The 16,007-nt window shown below is 48.7% G+C and carries 17 protein-coding genes and 1 pseudogene; 13 read left to right on the forward strand and 5 right to left on the reverse strand.

What is annotated here, in order from left to right; all coding sequences use genetic code 11:
- Positions 1-13: 13 nt before the first annotated feature.
- The 7 genes and pseudogenes from IJ22_RS00470 to IJ22_RS00495 form a co-directional block, all read left to right on the forward strand.
- Positions 14-949 (forward strand): annotated as a pseudogene (locus tag IJ22_RS00470) (formylglycine-generating enzyme family protein); the annotation flags it as partial.
- 188 nt (positions 950-1,137) lie between these two features.
- A complete protein-coding gene (locus tag IJ22_RS26960) occupies positions 1,138-1,272 on the forward strand; it encodes a hypothetical protein (RefSeq protein ID WP_256380579.1) in 135 nt (44 codons plus the stop codon).
- A 243-nt stretch (positions 1,273-1,515) separates the two neighbouring features.
- A complete protein-coding gene (locus IJ22_RS00475) occupies positions 1,516-2,295 on the forward strand; it encodes an alpha/beta fold hydrolase (RefSeq protein ID WP_235594226.1) in 780 nt (259 codons plus the stop codon).
- Positions 2,288-3,868: a UDP-N-acetylmuramoyl-tripeptide--D-alanyl-D-alanine ligase gene (locus tag IJ22_RS00480; protein ID WP_062406397.1), complete on the forward strand. Its 1,581-nt coding sequence runs from the start codon at positions 2,288-2,290 to the stop codon at positions 3,866-3,868. Before IJ22_RS00475 ends, IJ22_RS00480 begins: the two co-directional genes overlap by 8 nt.
- A 13-nt stretch (positions 3,869-3,881) precedes the next feature.
- Positions 3,882-5,060 (forward strand): D-alanine--D-alanine ligase family protein, encoded by a 1,179-nt coding sequence (locus tag IJ22_RS00485; RefSeq protein ID WP_062406398.1) that lies wholly within the window; start codon positions 3,882-3,884, stop codon positions 5,058-5,060.
- A 21-nt stretch (positions 5,061-5,081) separates the two neighbouring features.
- Entirely contained in the window at positions 5,082-5,273 is a 192-nt protein-coding gene (locus IJ22_RS00490; RefSeq protein WP_054817600.1) for a hypothetical protein, read from the forward strand.
- Positions 5,270-5,836: a hypothetical protein gene (locus IJ22_RS00495; protein ID WP_062406400.1), complete on the forward strand. Its 567-nt coding sequence runs from the start codon at positions 5,270-5,272 to the stop codon at positions 5,834-5,836. Before IJ22_RS00490 ends, IJ22_RS00495 begins: the two co-directional genes overlap by 4 nt.
- 91 nt (positions 5,837-5,927) lie before the next feature.
- Here IJ22_RS00495 and IJ22_RS00500 read toward each other — a convergent pair whose 3' ends face one another.
- Genes IJ22_RS00500 through IJ22_RS00510 form a run of 3 tightly spaced genes read right to left on the reverse strand, consistent with a single transcriptional unit; the run spans position 5,928 to position 8,500 of the window.
- Positions 5,928-7,046: a cupin domain-containing protein gene (locus IJ22_RS00500; RefSeq protein ID WP_062406402.1), complete on the reverse strand. Its 1,119-nt coding sequence runs from the start codon at positions 7,044-7,046 to the stop codon at positions 5,928-5,930.
- Between the two features lie 10 nt (positions 7,047-7,056).
- The gene (locus IJ22_RS00505) at positions 7,057-7,554 is read right to left on the reverse strand and encodes a DinB family protein (protein WP_062406403.1); all 498 of its coding nucleotides are present in this window, start codon (positions 7,552-7,554) and stop codon (positions 7,057-7,059) included.
- Positions 7,555-7,558: 4 nt separating this feature from the next.
- Complete coding sequence (locus IJ22_RS00510; RefSeq protein WP_062410806.1) at positions 7,559-8,500, reverse strand: fumarylacetoacetate hydrolase family protein; 942 nt, start codon at positions 8,498-8,500, stop codon at positions 7,559-7,561.
- A gap of 333 nt (positions 8,501-8,833) precedes the next feature.
- On the opposite strand from IJ22_RS00510, the gene IJ22_RS00515 reads away from it, so the two are divergent.
- The 5 genes from IJ22_RS00515 (at position 8,834) to IJ22_RS00535 (ending at position 13,230) form a co-directional block, all read left to right on the forward strand.
- The gene (locus tag IJ22_RS00515; RefSeq protein ID WP_062406405.1) at positions 8,834-10,204 is read left to right on the forward strand and encodes an MFS transporter; all 1,371 of its coding nucleotides are present in this window, start codon (positions 8,834-8,836) and stop codon (positions 10,202-10,204) included.
- A 185-nt stretch (positions 10,205-10,389) separates the two neighbouring features.
- A complete protein-coding gene (locus tag IJ22_RS00520) occupies positions 10,390-11,460 on the forward strand; it encodes an LLM class flavin-dependent oxidoreductase (protein WP_062406407.1) in 1,071 nt (356 codons plus the stop codon).
- A gap of 48 nt (positions 11,461-11,508) precedes the next feature.
- Positions 11,509-12,327: an IclR family transcriptional regulator gene (locus IJ22_RS00525; protein ID WP_062406410.1), complete on the forward strand. Its 819-nt coding sequence runs from the start codon at positions 11,509-11,511 to the stop codon at positions 12,325-12,327.
- Positions 12,328-12,375: 48 nt separating this feature from the next.
- Positions 12,376-12,648 (forward strand): hypothetical protein, encoded by a 273-nt coding sequence (locus IJ22_RS00530; RefSeq protein ID WP_062406411.1) that lies wholly within the window; start codon positions 12,376-12,378, stop codon positions 12,646-12,648.
- A 111-nt stretch (positions 12,649-12,759) separates the two neighbouring features.
- The gene (locus IJ22_RS00535) at positions 12,760-13,230 is read left to right on the forward strand and encodes a PNPOx family protein (RefSeq protein ID WP_082660599.1); all 471 of its coding nucleotides are present in this window, start codon (positions 12,760-12,762) and stop codon (positions 13,228-13,230) included.
- 103 nt (positions 13,231-13,333) lie between these two features.
- Here the strand turns inward: IJ22_RS00535 and IJ22_RS00540 are convergent, their stop codons facing one another.
- Positions 13,334-14,146, reverse strand: a complete 813-nt coding sequence (locus IJ22_RS00540) for an NAD kinase (protein WP_054817608.1) — start codon at positions 14,144-14,146, stop codon at positions 13,334-13,336.
- A 36-nt stretch (positions 14,147-14,182) separates the two neighbouring features.
- Entirely contained in the window at positions 14,183-14,863 is a 681-nt protein-coding gene (locus IJ22_RS00545) for a PilZ domain-containing protein (RefSeq protein ID WP_062406415.1), read from the reverse strand.
- A 168-nt stretch (positions 14,864-15,031) separates the two neighbouring features.
- Here IJ22_RS00545 and corA point away from each other — a divergent pair, with 168 nt between their 5' ends.
- Positions 15,032-15,982: a magnesium/cobalt transporter CorA gene (gene corA / locus IJ22_RS00550; protein ID WP_062406417.1), complete on the forward strand. Its 951-nt coding sequence runs from the start codon at positions 15,032-15,034 to the stop codon at positions 15,980-15,982.
- The last annotated feature ends 25 nt before the right edge of the window (positions 15,983-16,007 follow it).

Below are 16,007 nucleotides of genomic sequence, written 5' to 3' on the forward strand. Positions count from 1 at the left end.
GAAAAAAACGTGCTGCTGCACGGCCGGCAGAGAGGTTTCGGGCCAGCCGGATTCTCATTCTTTGCCCTTGCAGGGCAAACGCTCGGCCAAAGATCCTAAAGAAGGCATGATTTATTTGCCCGGCGGTGAATTTTTAATGGGAACCGCGGATCAGGAAGGGTTTGCCCAAGATGGCGAAGGCCCCGTTCGTTCGGTTAGACTGGATTCTTTTTATATCGATCCTTACGCGGTGAGCAATGCAGAATTTAAAGCATTTGTCGATGCTACCGGTTATCGCACGGAAGCGGAGGTTTTTGGCTGGTCCTTTGTGTTTCATTTGTTCGTTTCCGCCGAAACGGCGAAAGGTGTGACGCAAGCGGTTCAGCAGACCCCCTGGTGGTGGGTTGTGAACGGCGCATGCTGGAAGCATCCGGAAGGTCCGGATTCTCACATTGATGACCGCATGGACCATCCGGTGATCCATGTTTCCTGGAATGATGCGAATGCCTACTGCCAATGGGCCGGCAAACGGCTGCCGACCGAAGCGGAATGGGAGTACGCGGCAAGAGGAGGTCTTGTGCAAAAACGTTATCCGTGGGGAGATGTCCTCAAACCGGATGGGGAGCATCGCTGCAATATTTGGCAGGGCAAGTTTCCGGATAAAAACAACTGCAGCGACGGGTATGCGGGAACCGCGCCTGTCCATGCGTTTAAACCCAACGGTTACGGATTATATAATGTTTCCGGGAACGTATGGGAATGGTGCTCGGATTGGTTTGCTGCGAATCATACGGCAGACCCGCTTGTTAACCCGCTTGGTCCGGCGACGGGTCAGGAAAAAGTGCTGCGCGGAGGTTCCTATTTGTGCCACAAATCGTATTGTAACCGGTACAGAGTCGCTGCGCGCAGTAAAAATACACCGGATAGTTCCACGGGCAATATCGGTTTTCGCTGTGCTGCCGATGCCTGATAGGGAACAAAGAACGAACCAGGCTGTCGTGGTCTCCCCACGACAGCCTTTTAAATTACTGTTGATGATCATTAGAGGATATGAAATGAATGGTGGGGAGAAATGGATGATGAAGCACCCGAATTGTGGTTCAGCGGCTACGAAAGCGAGCACGATAACGGACTGAACAAATTTATGTTCCGTACACCTTGAACGAATACGTGTTTGAAAAGAACGGAAAGATTTATACCGTGACGATCCGGATTAACGACGCCGTCAAGACCGATGCGCAGTGGAAACGGCTGACGGAGGCGTTCGGCTCGATGCAGTTTTTCAAAAAATGAAAGCCATTCTTGTGAAAAAGAGCCATTGCGGCTCTTTTTCGGCGTTTACGGGGAAACGTAAAGCACGGGATTCTTTTGTATACCTGACATAAGCCAAGTTTGTCTGCGCATATACAATACGGAATGCTTTGTCTTTCAAGCGTTTCAAAGTTGCACGGATGCCATGCGAGGCTTGATAACAAATATCGGAGAGTGTTATGATTATTTTATTTGAGACATTGAGACATAAGGATGCTGATGGAGTTGACTAAAGTAAACATAAATGGGCTTGACATCCATTATTCCGTTGTCGGCACAGGGCATGAGGTAGTGATGCTGCACGGTTGGGGAACCAATCTGCAAACCTTTCATGCGATTCAGCAGCATTTATCCCGGCATTTTAAAGTGTATGCATTCGATTTTCCCGGCTTCGGAGAAAGCGATACTCCTCCCGAGCCGTGGGGGGTTACTGAATATACGAATCTGCTCGCTTCATTCATACAGTCGATGGGGATCGATAATCCGATACTGATCGGCCATTCCTTCGGCGGAAGGGTCTCAATTCGATATGCCGCTGCGAATCCTGTAAGGAAAATGATATTGACCGGAAGCGCGGGAATCAAGCCGAAACGCAGCCTGAATTATTATGTAAAGGTATATTCGTTCAAAACGGCCAAACAATTGCTCAAGCTCCCGGGCCTAAACCGGTATTCGGAGCGCATATTGAACCGGATGCGAGCCAAATTCGGCTCCAGCGACTATAAGAATGCATCAGGCGTAATGCAGCAGACGCTGACCAAAGTCGTCAACGAGGATCTGCGGCACCATCTTCCTCATATCAAGGCATCGACCTTATTGATCTGGGGCGAGAACGATACGGCTACCCCTGTTGCGGACGGAAAATTGATGGAACAAATGATACCGGATGCCGGTCTGGTCGTGCTGAAGAACGCCGGTCATTTTTGCTATTTGGAAAAAGGCCGCGAGTTCATCGTCATCGTAGACCATTTTTTGGCGAAGGATAAGGGAGGCAGCCATGTTTGAGCTTGTTCTTGCGTTAGCGTCGCTGTTATGGCTGGGGCATGCTGTCCTGCGTCTTCTAAACGGCGTACATATGCTTCAATTGAATTCTTACCGCAATGAGCGGTTTATGGGCTGGTTTAAAGGCCACGTGAAGGAACGGCTGTCCTTAAGAGAGTGGCTTCCGTTATTGTCTTTTGCTGCCCTGCTGTTCCAAGCGCCGGTGCTTGGTTTAATTCTTTGGACGCTGCTATATGCGATGCTGATATGGCTGCGGCCCAGGAAACAGGAGAAAAAGAAGCTGGTCTATACGGCCAGGGTCAAGCGGCTGCTTGTGACGATTGGCGTTCTGGTAGCGGCGGCTTTGGCGGTTTCCCTAACCTTTGCATCCGCCGGAGACAGCCTTGCACCGTTCATCTTGTTGTTCGCCGTCGCGCTGCTGTCCGACATGGTGGTGTTGTTGGCCAATACGATGAACCTGCCTGTCGAAAACCGGATCAACCGCTACTATTTGAACGATGCCGCGCAGATTGTGCGGCAGATGAAGCATTTGACGGTGATCGGCATTACCGGTTCGTATGGCAAAACAAGCGTGAAGCATTTTCTGAATACACTGCTCAGTCAAGTGTACGAGGTGCTGGTGACGCCGGAAAGCTACAATACGCCGATGGGCGTAACCAAGACGATCCGGTCGATGCTGCGTCCTACGCACCGGTTTTTCATTACCGAGATGGGGGCCAAGCAAACCGGCGATATCCGCGAGCTGTGCGAACTGGTCAGTCCCAAGATCGGCATTCTGACCGCCGTCGGGCCCCAGCATTTGGAGACGTTCAAGACACTGGAGAATGTGCAGCGGACCAAATTCGAGCTTGGAGAGAGTCTTCCGCCGGACGGCATCCTGTTTATGAACATGGATGACGAGAATATCGCATCCTACCGCGGGAATATTGCGGCAAGAAAAGTAAGTATCGGAATTCACCGGCAGGATGTCGATTATCGTGCCCAAAATATACAATACACCGGCAAAGGCGCAGCGTTCGAGCTCGTGAAGCCGGACGGATCGGTTCTTGCCTGTGAGACGAGCCTGCTTGGCGAGCATAATATCTATAACCTTCTTCTGAGCATGGCCGTCAGCCTTGAGCTTGGGGTTCCCGAGGAAAAACTGGCGCTGCTCGTGAAGCGGATCAAGCCGGTAAAACACAGGCTGGAGCTCAAGAAATTATCCGACAAAATCACGATACTGGACGACAGCTTCAATTCCAATCCGGTCGGTTCCAAAGCGGCTCTGGATGTATTGGCCCAGATGCCGGGCAAACGGATCCTGATTACGCCGGGGATGATCGAGCTCGGGGAGCAGGAATATGAGCTTAACCGCAAGTTTGGCATTCATGCGGCGGGAGCCTGCGATTATATTATACTGGTCGGGCAGAAACAAACTAAGCCGATTCAGGACGGCTTGCGTGAAGCAGGCTACCCGCAGGAGCGGCTGTATATCGCCAGGGATCTTCAGGATGCGCTCAGGCAAATGCATCTTGTAGCCGAACAGGGAAGCATTGTGCTGCTCGAGAATGACCTGCCCGATAATTATAATGAATGATGGGGGACTCGCAATGAAAGTAAAAGTAGGGGTTTTGTTCGGAGGCATGTCGGTAGAGCATGAGGTATCCATCATATCCGCTCTGCAGGCTATTCACGCGTTGAACCGGGATAAATACGAGCCCGTACCGATTTATATCGACAAGCAGGGGCACTGGTATACCGGGGAAGGGCTGATGGATATCGACAATTACAAGCAGCTTCCGGAGCTCTTGAAAAAGAGCGAGCAAGTGATTTTACATACGAATCAGGAAGGAAAGCATCTTCTGATCAACGCCGCATCCGGGCTGTTCCGCAAAAAAATCATCGATGAAATTCATGTCGCCTTTCCGGTCACGCACGGGACCTATGGAGAGGACGGGTCCTTGCAGGGCTGGCTTGATTTGAACAAGATCCCTTATGTCGGCTGCGATGTGCTCTCCTCTGCGGTCGGTATGGACAAAATCATGATGAAAACGATCGTCCGCGGCGCCGGTCTGCCGGTGATCGATTACGTGTGGTTTTACAGCAAACGTTGGTTTGACGCGCAGCAGGAGTGTGTGGAGCTGGTAGAGCAAAGGCTGGGTTATCCCGTGATCGTAAAACCGGCAAACCTGGGGTCCAGTGTCGGCATACAGAAAGCGGACGACAGGGAAGAACTGGTCGAAGCGATAGAGTCAGCGTCATCCTATTCTCCCAGAATTATTGTGGAGAAAATGGTCACCAATTTGAAGGAAGTCAACTGTTCGGTCATCGGCGACTATGAGCATGTGGAAGCTTCCGAGTGTGAAGAAGTGCTGAAATCGGACGAAATCCTGAGCTACCAGGATAAATATATGAACCAGGCCGCCAAAGGAATGGGCGGTACGAGCCGGATTATCCCGGCGGAGATCGGGGAGGAAACCACACGCCGGGTGCAGGAGCTGGCGAAGCAAACCTTCCTGGAGCTGGGCTGCAGCGGTGTGTCACGGATCGATTTTTTGATCGATCAGAACACCAACAGCGTGTATATTAATGAAATCAACACCATTCCGGGCTCGCTCTCCTTTTACCTGTGGCAGCCCAAAGGGAAGGATTTCGAGCAACTGACGGACGACCTGATCCAGCTCGCGCTCAAGCGGAGCCGGGAACGGGCGCAGCTCACCTTCTCTTACGACACCAATCTGTTGGCGCTGCAGGGCAAAGGCGGCGGCAAGCTGGGCACTAAAAAATAGCGCTTTAAGGAGGATGCCTTCATGAAGGACCTTTCTCCAATACCTGCTGGCCCGGGGGTTGACGGGTGGCAGAGGATACCGATTGAAGAAAATCATGAACAACTGGTCTCCTTGAACCGATTAACCCATCGAATGATCGTTCGTCCGTACTATTACGCCATGAACATTCCCACAGCGATCGATGGGGCTTATGTACGGCAGGGTGCAATTTGATAAACCGGGAGCTGATCGTCGGATTTAGCTATAACGAGCAAAAGCTTGAAACCTTTTTCCGGAATGAAAGCATCATTTTTCGAGAAAATCTATGGTTGGATCAGGAACTGCTTGAGACGGTGAAGGGGTACAGCGAGGAGCAGTTAAAAGCTTTTGCCGAGAAGGATTTGCAGTTTCATCTCGAAATTGACGGTGATCGACTGCAGTGTCTTTATGCCAGGCATGATGAGGCCAACGGCTTCGTTCTTGGCTTCGCTGCTTCCGAAGAGATCACCCAAAACCCTGACGTATACAACAAAATCAAGCTCGGCTTCCGTATGCCGCAGCTGGCCGGGAAGAAACAATTCAGCGTTATTTTATCGGAGCCAACCTACGGTGTGGACATTCTTTACTCCAATCAGCTGCAGAATGTGAAGGTGACCGCCATACCTTTCTTCGATCACGATGAAGTGATTACGAATTTACCGAACGATATGATCAGGATCGAGTTAAATGAATGGGTGCTTCCTACAAGCGGGAGCCGATTAGCGATAAAGCTGGTCGGCTTTTTTGGTATGTGTTGAAATAAACGCGGGGGATTGAATTTTTACGGGTTAACAATAAACCAGGGTGCCTGAGTCGCTTGACTCTCGGAACACCCTGCGGGTTTACGTATCAAGGAAGCAATGGAACAAATTCTTTGACAATTTGCTGATGACCTTGGTTCTCTTCGTATGCCTCTTCTCTTTCGAGATTGAATTTTTCCATAATCGGAAGATCGCTGCAGGAGAAAAGGTAGGCGTCTTCGGAAGAGGTAACGACGTGCTCGTGCCAAGCCCAATTCGGTACGACGAAGAAATCACCTTTGGACCAATGGAACTGTTCCCCGTTGATCACGGTATAGCCGGCTCCTTTAAATACCTGATAGATGGTTGAATGGGTATGGCGATGAGCCTTAGAGCGGAAACCGTTGGGCAGCTTTTGCATCCAGGCGGCAATCGTCGGGTTTGCCGTTAATCCATTGGATGGATTGATATATTCGACGGCATACCCGTCAAACGGGTCAGGCTCGAACCGGCTCAGTCCATGCAGAGCGGCAAGCGTTTGCGCCCATTTGAACGAGCCCAAAGGTGCGATTTTGGAGCTGCGGTCGGAAATCGGGCGGACCATTCCGCCTGCGTACCGCATCGCGCTATAGTTATCCGGTACGGAAGGCTGTTCGATTTTCTCCGGATAAGATTCGAAGAAGGTGCCTCCAAGGGCATAGATTGTTGGGATATCCAGACAATCCATCCAGATCATCGGCTTATCGCCAGGATGGGAGTGCCCGTGCCATAACGTTTGGGGCGTGGTCAGGAAGTCTCCTTCCTCCATGAAAATCCGTTCGCCCTGCACGATGGAATAAGCGCCTTGGCCCTCAATAATGAACCGAAGCGCACTTTGCGTATGCCGATGGGAAGGGGCCGTTTCCCCGGGAAGAATAAGTTGGACAGCGGCATAAAGCGTCTGTGTCGTTGAAGCCCATCCCCAAGGCTGGCGGTTGGTCAGTCCGGGATTTTGCAAATAAATCGCCCGGCGTTCACCGCCGCGGTCCGGCGTGAAAATATCTTTGGCTTCCATCAATTTCTTATAAAGCGTTTCCCATTTCCAAAGATAGGCTTGCGCATGAGGCGCAGGCTGTTTATGCATTAAATCGGGTATCGCATTCCACAGCGGCCCAAGGTAATATTTTTCAATCTCTTTGTTAAAGTTTTGGACGGTTTCACTTTGAAAAAATTCGTTTTTTTCTGCCATACTTTGCCCCTCACTTTCCTTTTGCGTCTTCGTACTGCCGCAGATTTCTTTTGATTTGTTTTAAATGCGTTTCCACGTGTTCGACCAGCAGGTGATCTACAATGAACGCCATCGGCTTGGTTCCGAATCTCGGGTTTCGGCTCGGGGATTCGACAGTTAAATCTTCGGCCGTCAGCGGACCGAGCACATCCCGTACTTTTGATTTCAAAGCGATAATGCCCTTCAATACTTCGTCCTTTGTTCGCTGTCCGGCTTGAGCGACCGCGTTTAACCTTCCTTCATGCTGCAAGCCTCGTCCCCATTCGATGCCGGGAGATGCAATGACCTGCGTCAGCTCATTCAGCCAATAAGGGGTGGCTTCTTCCACATGACAGAGAATCTCCATAACCGACCATGCGTCATCCGCAGGTTTAAAGCAGAGAATTTCTTCGTCGAGGTCTTGGGTAATCTCCACGATTTGATCGATGGATCGGTGAATAGACTGGATCCGGTCCTGCAATTCGCTCATGAGTTTATCCCTCCTGTACTTTTTTTACCCGGTTTTCGAGGACGCCGATGCGGTCGATTTCAACGCGCACCACATCACCGTCTTTGAGGAAGACTTGGGGATCACGCGCCACTCCGACACCGCCCGGAGTACCGGTAAGGATGAGATCGCCGGGCTCAAGCGTCATCAGATTCGACAAAAACTCCACCAAATAGGGGACGGTAAATACCAGGTTGGCGGTATTCGAACGCTGGCGCTCTTCGCCATTGACGGTCAAGACCACCTCAAGCCCTGAAGGATCGCCCAATTCATCGGCTGTGATCAACCAGGGACCCAGCGGCAGGCTTCCTTCCACTGTTTTTCCCTGCAGCCATTGAAGTGTTCTTCTTTGAATATCCCGGTAGGTAACATCGTTAGCCACGGTATAACCGGCGACATAATTTAAAGCGTTGTCCCGGGAGACGTTTCTGGCGCGTTTACCGATAACAAAGGCGAATTCCGCCTCATAATCCAGCTGTTCCGAGATCGGAAAGAAAGGAATATCGTCCTGGGGACCAATGATGGTGTTGCTGAATTTGGCAAAGACAACAGGGTATGGAGGAAGCTCTCGGCCCATTTCTAAAATATGCTCCCGGTAGTTATGGCCGACACAAACGATTTTTCCCGGATTTAAAACGGGAGCTTCAATTTTAACGTCGGAGTATTCATATATGACGTTTCGTTCGAACGGCCCCGGGGATTGGAGAATGAATTGAACCGCTTTCTTCGCCAAGGAAAGGCTTTCATCTCCGCCCTGAAGAAATTCCACCATATTGGCCGGTATAAATGCTTCGGCAATTTGTTTTGCCCGAATAGAGCCATTGGCTTGCAGCATGAGTTCATAAGCGGTATTTAAATCAATCACTTTGCCGTCTTCAATACATCCGATTCGACTTTCTCCATGAATGCGATAATGGACTAAACGCACCATCCATCTCTCCTTTTTGTTCACAATTAGTAAATATGATTTATTAATATCGTACAATGTGAATATATCAAAAGTGCTTCCTTGTTGTAAAGACAAATTAAAAAATGTGAAACTTTCCGAAGAAAGCATTTACAAAAAAAATGATTTTAGGTATATTAACAGTGATCGAATAAATAATATTGAACTTGATTTACCAATAGTGAACAACAGGAGGTGCAAATCATGAATTCGGTTATTTTACTGTGACAGACTGCCGAGGACTGGCGAAGCGGCGGGTCTGGAGAAAGCCATCCTGTACTGAATTTTAGCTTGTGAGTAGAGGGGGAGAATACATTGCGTTCAATCGATATTAATCGGATGATTGATGAATCAAAATTTAACCGCTTTCATGGTCTTGTTTTGTTTTGGTGCGGTTTCATCATTGTTTTTGACGGATATGACCTTGTCGTATATGGTTCGGTTGTTCCTGTTTTGATGCAAGCCTGGGGGTTGACCCCTATTCAAGCCGGTTCGCTGGGAAGCTATGCTTTGTTCGGGATGCTGTTAGGGGCTTTAATTTTTGGTCCTCTGGCGGATAGGATCGGCCGTAAAAATGTCATTTTGTTCTGTATTGCACTCTTTAGCATCTTTACGGGGATCATCGGATGGGCCAAGACCCCCGCAGAATTCGGGATCTATCGATTTATGGCCGGCTTAGGCCTGGGCGGGGTGATGCCCAATACGGTTGCATTAATGACGGAATATTCACCCAAAAAGCTGAAGAGTACGCTCGTTTCGATTATGTTTAGCGGTTATTCCGTCGGGGGGATGCTTTCTGCAGGTCTGGGAATTCTATTAATTTCCCGGTTCGGTTGGGAAGCCGTTTTCTTTGTCGGAGCTCTCCCGTTATTCGCCCTGCCGTTTATGGTTAAGACGCTGCCTGATTCCCCCAGCTTTTTGCTGGCCAAAAATCAGACGGAAAAGCTTGGTGAAATCTTGTCTAAAATCAATCCGGAGTTTACTCCGCAAAAGGACGACAAATATGAAATGGTTATCCCGAAAAAAACAGGGATGCCGGTTATCACGCTGTTCGAGAATCGCCGTAGTTTAAGCACAATCATGTTCTGGATTTCGTTTTTCATGTGCTTGCTGATGATTTACGGATTGAATACATGGCTGCCTAAACTGATGGATAAAGCGGATTACCCGTTGGGGTCAAGCCTCATGTTCTTGTTTGTCTTAAATTTCGGAGCCATCTTTGGCGCGATATTCGGAGGATGGGCGGCCGATCGTTGGGGTTCAAAGAAAGTATTGATCGCGTTTTATTTGCTGGCAGCGGTTTCATTAACATTGCTCGGCTTTAAAGCCAACATGGTCGTATTGTTTGTTCTGGTGGCTATCGCCGGTGCAGCTACGATCGGGACACAAATTATTGCCAATGCTTATGTTTCTCAATATTATCCGGTTCATATGAGATCCACCGGTATCGGTTGGGCATTAGGGATAGGCCGGTTAGGCGCCATTGTCGGCCCGATGATGGGAGGGATTTTGCTGTCGCTGGATCTGCCGTTAATGCAAAATTTCATAGCCTTTGCTGTGCCCGGACTGATTGCCGCTTTGGCCATCTGGTTTGTTCAGGAAAAATATGCCGACATGCGCAGCACGGCAGCAGCGGAAGAACAAGTCAGTCCGCAATCGAAGAGTATTGACGCTATAGCTAAATAAAAAAGGATAATAGCCGAAAATCAATGGTTTATTGATGATTTCGGCTATTTTTGACCATTTTAATACGATTTTAAACAAATTTAAGATAAATAGTATTTACAAATGAAAAATCTGTTGGTAATATAAAAAGTGTAAACAATAAATAAATAATATTCACTAATCGTGAACAACGGGAGGTACTAATCATGAAACTTGGTTATTTTACTTTGACTGACAACCCGATTGAGTACGGCAGCACAAGGAAAGATGCGAACCAGATGATCAGGGATTTGGCCGAGCAATGCGTATACGCGGAGGAGCTCGGATTCGATTCCGTTTGGGTTCCGGAGCATCACTTTAGTGTGCTGGGAGTTCTGCCTTCACCATCCTTGTTCTTGGCCAACATCGCGGCAAGAACCAAAAAAATTACCTTGGCTCCTGCAACGGTGCTTTTGCCGGCGAGCCATCCGATTCGTATGGCTGAGGAATATGCATTGCTGGATCTCTTGAGCAACGGCAGAGCGATTTTCTCTGCAGGAAGAGGATACGACAAGCGTGAATACGATGTATTCGGCGCCGATTTCAACCAAAGCCGGGAAATCTTCTTTGAAGGGCTGGATATCATTAAAAAAGCGTGGACAGAGAAAGCGTTTTCTTATCAAGGGAAGTTCTATTCGTTCCCTGAAGTGGAGCTGACGCCAAGACCGGTGCAGGATCCGCATCCTCCGATCTATGTAGCGGCATTCAGCCGTCCTTCTTTGGAGAAAGCGGCCGAGATGGGAGAGAATGTGATCTTTGCCCCATTTGCCGCCAATATGGTGTTCGGAAGTCTGGAAGGAGCGGTTTCATCCTTTAAGGAGCTCTCCGAAAAGCACGGTTTTAAAGGCAAAGGCGCCCGCTGTTCGTATTTCATTAATGTGACCGAAACGAAGGAAGAGACGGAGAAGACGAAACAGCGTATGCTAAAATACTTCACCGGTCTGGTACCGGCCTTCCCGTCCGATCCGACGACGGCGCCTCCTCATATCCGTTATTTTGTGGATATCGTAGAGAAGCTGAAAAAGATGAAGACCGACGATTTGAGCGACAAGAGCATTATTGTAGGGGATCCGGAATATGTAACCGAGTGTCTGAAGAAATGCGAAGCGGCGGGTCTGGAGGAAGTCATCCTGTACTTTGACTTCGGCGGCCTGTCGCATGAAGATACCATGAAATCTATGGAACGCTTTGCCAAGCATGTGCTGCCTCATTTTAATCAAAATGTCGTGAATGCTTAAAACGGATCAGCTTCCCTCTATTGTTGATATCATTTCCATAGGAGTGATATGATTCAAATAAATGAAACGCGGAGGGAAGGTTTAAAAGAAATGACGACGAACGACCTTAAAGGACACGGTATCCAATCCCTTGAATTGGGATTGGATATCTTGAAAAAAATTGCGGACCAGGACAAACCGCTCACGATTACGGAAATAGCCAATTTATGCGGAATGTCCAAAAGCAAGCTGCACCGGTATCTTACCAGCTTTTGCCGATGCGGTTTCCTGGCAAAGCAGGATGATTTACGCTATTCCCTTGGCACCGAATTGATTTTATTAGGATTAAAAACATCTGAAAAATTGGATGTAAAGGAAATTTCAGGACCGTATTTGACGGCCCTTAGAGAAAGATTAAATGAGACGGTCGCCCTTGCTATCTGGGGGGAGAACGGACCTTTCTTTCTCCGGTGGGAGGAGAGCAACCGGGCGGTTAATCTCGGCATTCGCGCCGGTTCTCAAGTCAGTGTTACGCGCAGTGCGCCTGGAAAGTTATTTGCCGCCTATCTGCCTCAGTCACGAACGCTGGAATTAGTTAAACGGGAACTGCCGAACGGCGAACTGGAGCAGGCGGCTTTCTATAATGAGATGGAAGAAGTCAAAAGAAAAGGATATGCCGTCACGCAAGGCACGTTAATTCCGGGAATTTCCGCGATCAGCTGCCCTGTATTTGGCCAAAACGGTGAAATCATAGCTGCGATTACGGTCGTCGGATTAATCGATACACTGGATGTTTCGGAAAATTCCGAAACGATCCCCATCATCAAGGAACAATGTTTATCGTTATCCCATTCTCTGGGGTATCAAAAAAAATTCAGTTACGTTTAACAGCCTGATTGTCCGGGGACCGGAGGAGTTTGGGGGGAAGGTTCAATCATGGGATTTACGTTAGATGCCGAGAAGGTCATTCATCTGCCTGATTTAAACTTTGTTCAATTTTGTCAAAAAACATATGGTTTGAATCGCGGAGTCTATAATACGGTGGATTCCTGGTTTTATCAAAAGGGAGCTACAGATATAGCGGATCGAAGAAAACGGATTATCCATTTTTTGGACTGTGTTCATCATCCGGTTGAAAACGGAAGACTGAAATTCGGCCATGGCGGACTGGCCTCATGTTTAACCCTTTATTGGGAAAACTATGCTTAAAGGACAGCATGAAAAACGCCAAGACGAGGACTGCCATTTCCGAGAGCAAGCCAAGCCTGACTGATTCACATATTACCGTCACATGATTTTTAAAAATGGATAGGGGATGGCATGATGACAACGACAGAATTTGATTTCACTCAAATTTTTGCCGATGAGCGTTTGGGGTTTCTATCTACGATCCATAAAGAATCGGGAGCGATTCAAAAAAATGCCGTCTCCTGGATTTATGGCTATAAACCGAAAGTCCTTCGCGTAGCCGTTTCCACCAAATCGGACATCGTCAGCAATATCGAGTCGAACGCCAATGTAAATTTCTCCTTTTTTTACAACAAATCGATCGTATCCTTCCAAAACAAAGCCAGGATCTTGACCAAAAAAATGCCGGGCGTTCCGTTTCCGTTGACCCTTATTGAATTGTCAACCGATGAACTGCACGACATTATGTTCTATGGAGCGGAAATAGCTCAAGAGCCGGTGTATAAGAAAACCTATAACATAGAGGCCGCTAAAAAATTGGATAAGCAGGTATATGCATCTATGGCATTAAGCGAGGAAGAAATGGAAGCGGCAAAAGAATAAATCCGACTAGGCTCGCGCTGCTGCCGATGAATAGGGTGGCACAGCAAGAAAGCCCTGCACTCTTTAGAGAGTGCAGGGCTTTCTTAGGTTCAGCGGACTCCGCTTATATCATATCGTAGCCGATAAAGGCTTCGCGAACGCGGCTCCAAAACGGGAACGGACGAAACCTGGCGAACTTCACCTTCCTGCCTGCCGCTACCATGCTGCGAATCGAAATGATGTCGTTGCGCTGCATGTACACGTGGTCAAGAGACAGCAGAATGTTCTGATTCGCCCTCGGATAGATATCGCAGTGGTGATGCTTCGGCAGCAGAATCGGCGAGCCTAACGTACGGTATACGCGGTTGTTGATCGATGCGATCTCCGCAATTTGAATGGCATCCAGAGACGGATGGACGATGGCTCCGCCCAGGCTCTTGTTGTAAGCTGTGCTTCCGGAGGGCGTCGAAATACAGATGCCGTCGCCGCGGAACGTCTCGAGCAACTCGTCGTTGATGTGAAGCTGTGCGACGAGCGTGGCATCGACGCCCTTCAGCGTGAATTCATTCAGTGCCAGTTCGGTTTCAATCCCGTGCGGCGTCGTGATTTGGATCTCCACAAGCGGATATTTGACTACCCTCAGATCATTCTGCCTGCTGCTTTCGCCCATCAGCTGCGCGAGCAGTTCCACTTCATCCGGCTTCCAATCGGCGAAGAAACCGAGCCGCCCGGTATGAATGCCGACAAAGGAAATGTGATCCAGCTGATCCTTATAGCGGTGAAAGGCTTGCAGCAGCGTTCCGTCTCCTCCGATGGACAGAACAATGTCGGGGGCCGTCTCTTCGTGAACGAGACCGAACTGTTGAATCAGTTCGTGGAACGAATGCATCAATTGGATGGATATTTCATCGCCGCGATGAACCACATTGTATTTCAAACGGTTGTCCTCCTATATCTGTACGCTTCGTTATGCTCAGCCGTCCGAAGCGCTGCAATACTCTTCAATCCATATCGCCGTACTTTCCGGCATTTGGTTAAACCTGACCGCAACCCGGTATGCGTCGCTGCCGAAAGGAGCGATACGAATAACTTCGGCATGGAGCATGAGTTTCTGGGCAAGTCCGGGCAGCACAAAAGATAACTCCAATTCCAATGGAGAAAATAGACGGGTCGAGGTCATGAATGACACGCCGCCCGCGGACAGATCCAGGATTTGCCCGGTAAAAAATGCATTTCCCTGATGCGTTCTCTGCCCCCGCACGCCTATAATCCGACAGGTTAACGGTGTGCGCACCTGAGGCACGATTCGCTTATATTGGCGCTGCTCTGCTTTAAGAAGCTGCGGCGGAGTTGTAAGCGTCAATGTACAAAGGCATCGTTTCGTTTCCAAATGGAGCAGGTCAACGAGGGCATAATACAGAATCCCCCGCTTAAAAAATGAAAATTCGATGAAATACACATGATGCAGCTTCTCCAAAGGGTGGATCGCCATCGTTTCCAGAGTGACGGTCATTTGCTCGCCGTCCGCTTTCGAGAGTGTGAAGCTGTCCTCATAGCAAAAGGGCAGGCCCTCCTTGGTTTCGCCGACAATGATGAGGCGGCAGCTTGCAGGGATAACGACCGTCCCGCATGCCAATGCTTGGTTCCAATGCATATGCGACACCTACCGGAAATGGTTTTCGACACCCCTTTTGTATCTGTGTAACTACATCATAATCAATAATGGAAAAGAAAACAATGCCAAGACCGCAGGCGGCTACGGTATGAGTCCTCTGCGATTATGTTATGATATGGAAAGGATGCCTTGAGAGGAGTTGATCCGATGATTCATACGTTTGCCGTCACTCACCAATCTGCGATCGAGCAGGATTTGGAGCTGGAAAGATTGCACAGCCCTGAAATCCGCTGGTATTGGGTTGATTTTGATTGTCCTACAAGCGAAGAAGCTGCGTTATTGGATACATTTTTCCACTTTCATCCGCTTGCGATAGAGGATTGTATGCAGTTTCTGCAAAGACCCAAGCTTGATCACTATGAGGATCATCATTTTTTTGTTCTGCATACGATTAATCCCGTGACGTTGGATTCAGACGAGGTAGACCTGTTTCTGGGCAGAAACTATATCGTTACGTACCATTCCAAGCCTCAATCCGAGCTGGAGGATTTCCGCGGCAAGTTGCTGTCGGACCCTAAATATTTGGAGAATGGGCCGGTGTACGCTTCCCATCTGCTGATAGACAAAATTGTAGACCAATATTTTCCAAGCGTATATCACCTGGAGGACAGCCTGAATGAACTGGAAGACAGCTCTCGGGGCGTTTGGTCTGAAAAAGTAATGGACAGGGTGTTTGAAATCCGATCGGACCTGTTAAAGCTGAGGAAGACGATTTTTCCGATGCGCGATTTGCTGTACCGGATTATTTATTCGGAAAAAATCGAAGGCGTGAAGCAGCATGCCGCTTATTTTCAAGATATTCACGACCATCTGCTGAAGCTGTCGGATATGGTGGAGGCGAACCGCGATTTGACTTCGGACATCAGGGACAGCTTTATTTCCATCAACTCTTATCGGATGAACACCATTATGAAAACGCTGACCGTCATCACCACCATTTTCATGCCGCTAACGTTTATTGCCGGCATTTACGGGATGAACTTTCGCTATATGCCTGAGCTGGAGTGGAGCTTCGGATATTTCGCCGTATTATTCATCATGTTCTCGATCGGACTCGGAATGTTTTGGTGGTTTAAAGTGAAGGGATGGTTCAAATGAGCAAGGGCCCTGCGCAGGCGTTCAA

The sequence above is a fragment of the Paenibacillus naphthalenovorans genome (assembly GCF_001465255.1).
GTDB lineage: Bacteria > Bacillota > Bacilli > Paenibacillales > NBRC-103111 > Paenibacillus_G > Paenibacillus_G naphthalenovorans.

What these genes read in the sequence shown, in the direction of transcription:
- IJ22_RS00480 (WP_062406397.1), top strand. Translation starts at nt 2,288, where the DNA reads ATGTTTGAGCTTGTTCTTGCGTTAGCGTCGCTGTTATGGCTGGGGCAT.
- IJ22_RS00485 (WP_062406398.1), top strand. Translation starts at nt 3,882, where the DNA reads ATGAAAGTAAAAGTAGGGGTTTTGTTCGGAGGCATGTCGGTAGAGCAT.
- IJ22_RS00490 (WP_054817600.1), top strand. Translation starts at nt 5,082, where the DNA reads ATGAAGGACCTTTCTCCAATACCTGCTGGCCCGGGGGTTGACGGGTGG.
- IJ22_RS00500 (WP_062406402.1), bottom strand. Translation starts at nt 7,046, where the DNA reads ATGGCAGAAAAAAACGAATTTTTTCAAAGTGAAACCGTCCAAAACTTT.
- IJ22_RS00505 (WP_062406403.1), bottom strand. Translation starts at nt 7,554, where the DNA reads ATGAGCGAATTGCAGGACCGGATCCAGTCTATTCACCGATCCATCGAT.
- IJ22_RS00520 (WP_062406407.1), top strand. Translation starts at nt 10,390, where the DNA reads ATGAAACTTGGTTATTTTACTTTGACTGACAACCCGATTGAGTACGGC.
- IJ22_RS00525 (WP_062406410.1), top strand. Translation starts at nt 11,509, where the DNA reads ATGATTCAAATAAATGAAACGCGGAGGGAAGGTTTAAAAGAAATGACG.
- IJ22_RS00530 (WP_062406411.1), top strand. Translation starts at nt 12,376, where the DNA reads ATGGGATTTACGTTAGATGCCGAGAAGGTCATTCATCTGCCTGATTTA.
- IJ22_RS00535 (WP_082660599.1), top strand. Translation starts at nt 12,760, where the DNA reads ATGATGACAACGACAGAATTTGATTTCACTCAAATTTTTGCCGATGAG.
- IJ22_RS00545 (WP_062406415.1), bottom strand. Translation starts at nt 14,863, where the DNA reads ATGCATTGGAACCAAGCATTGGCATGCGGGACGGTCGTTATCCCTGCA.
- corA (WP_062406417.1), top strand. Translation starts at nt 15,032, where the DNA reads ATGATTCATACGTTTGCCGTCACTCACCAATCTGCGATCGAGCAGGAT.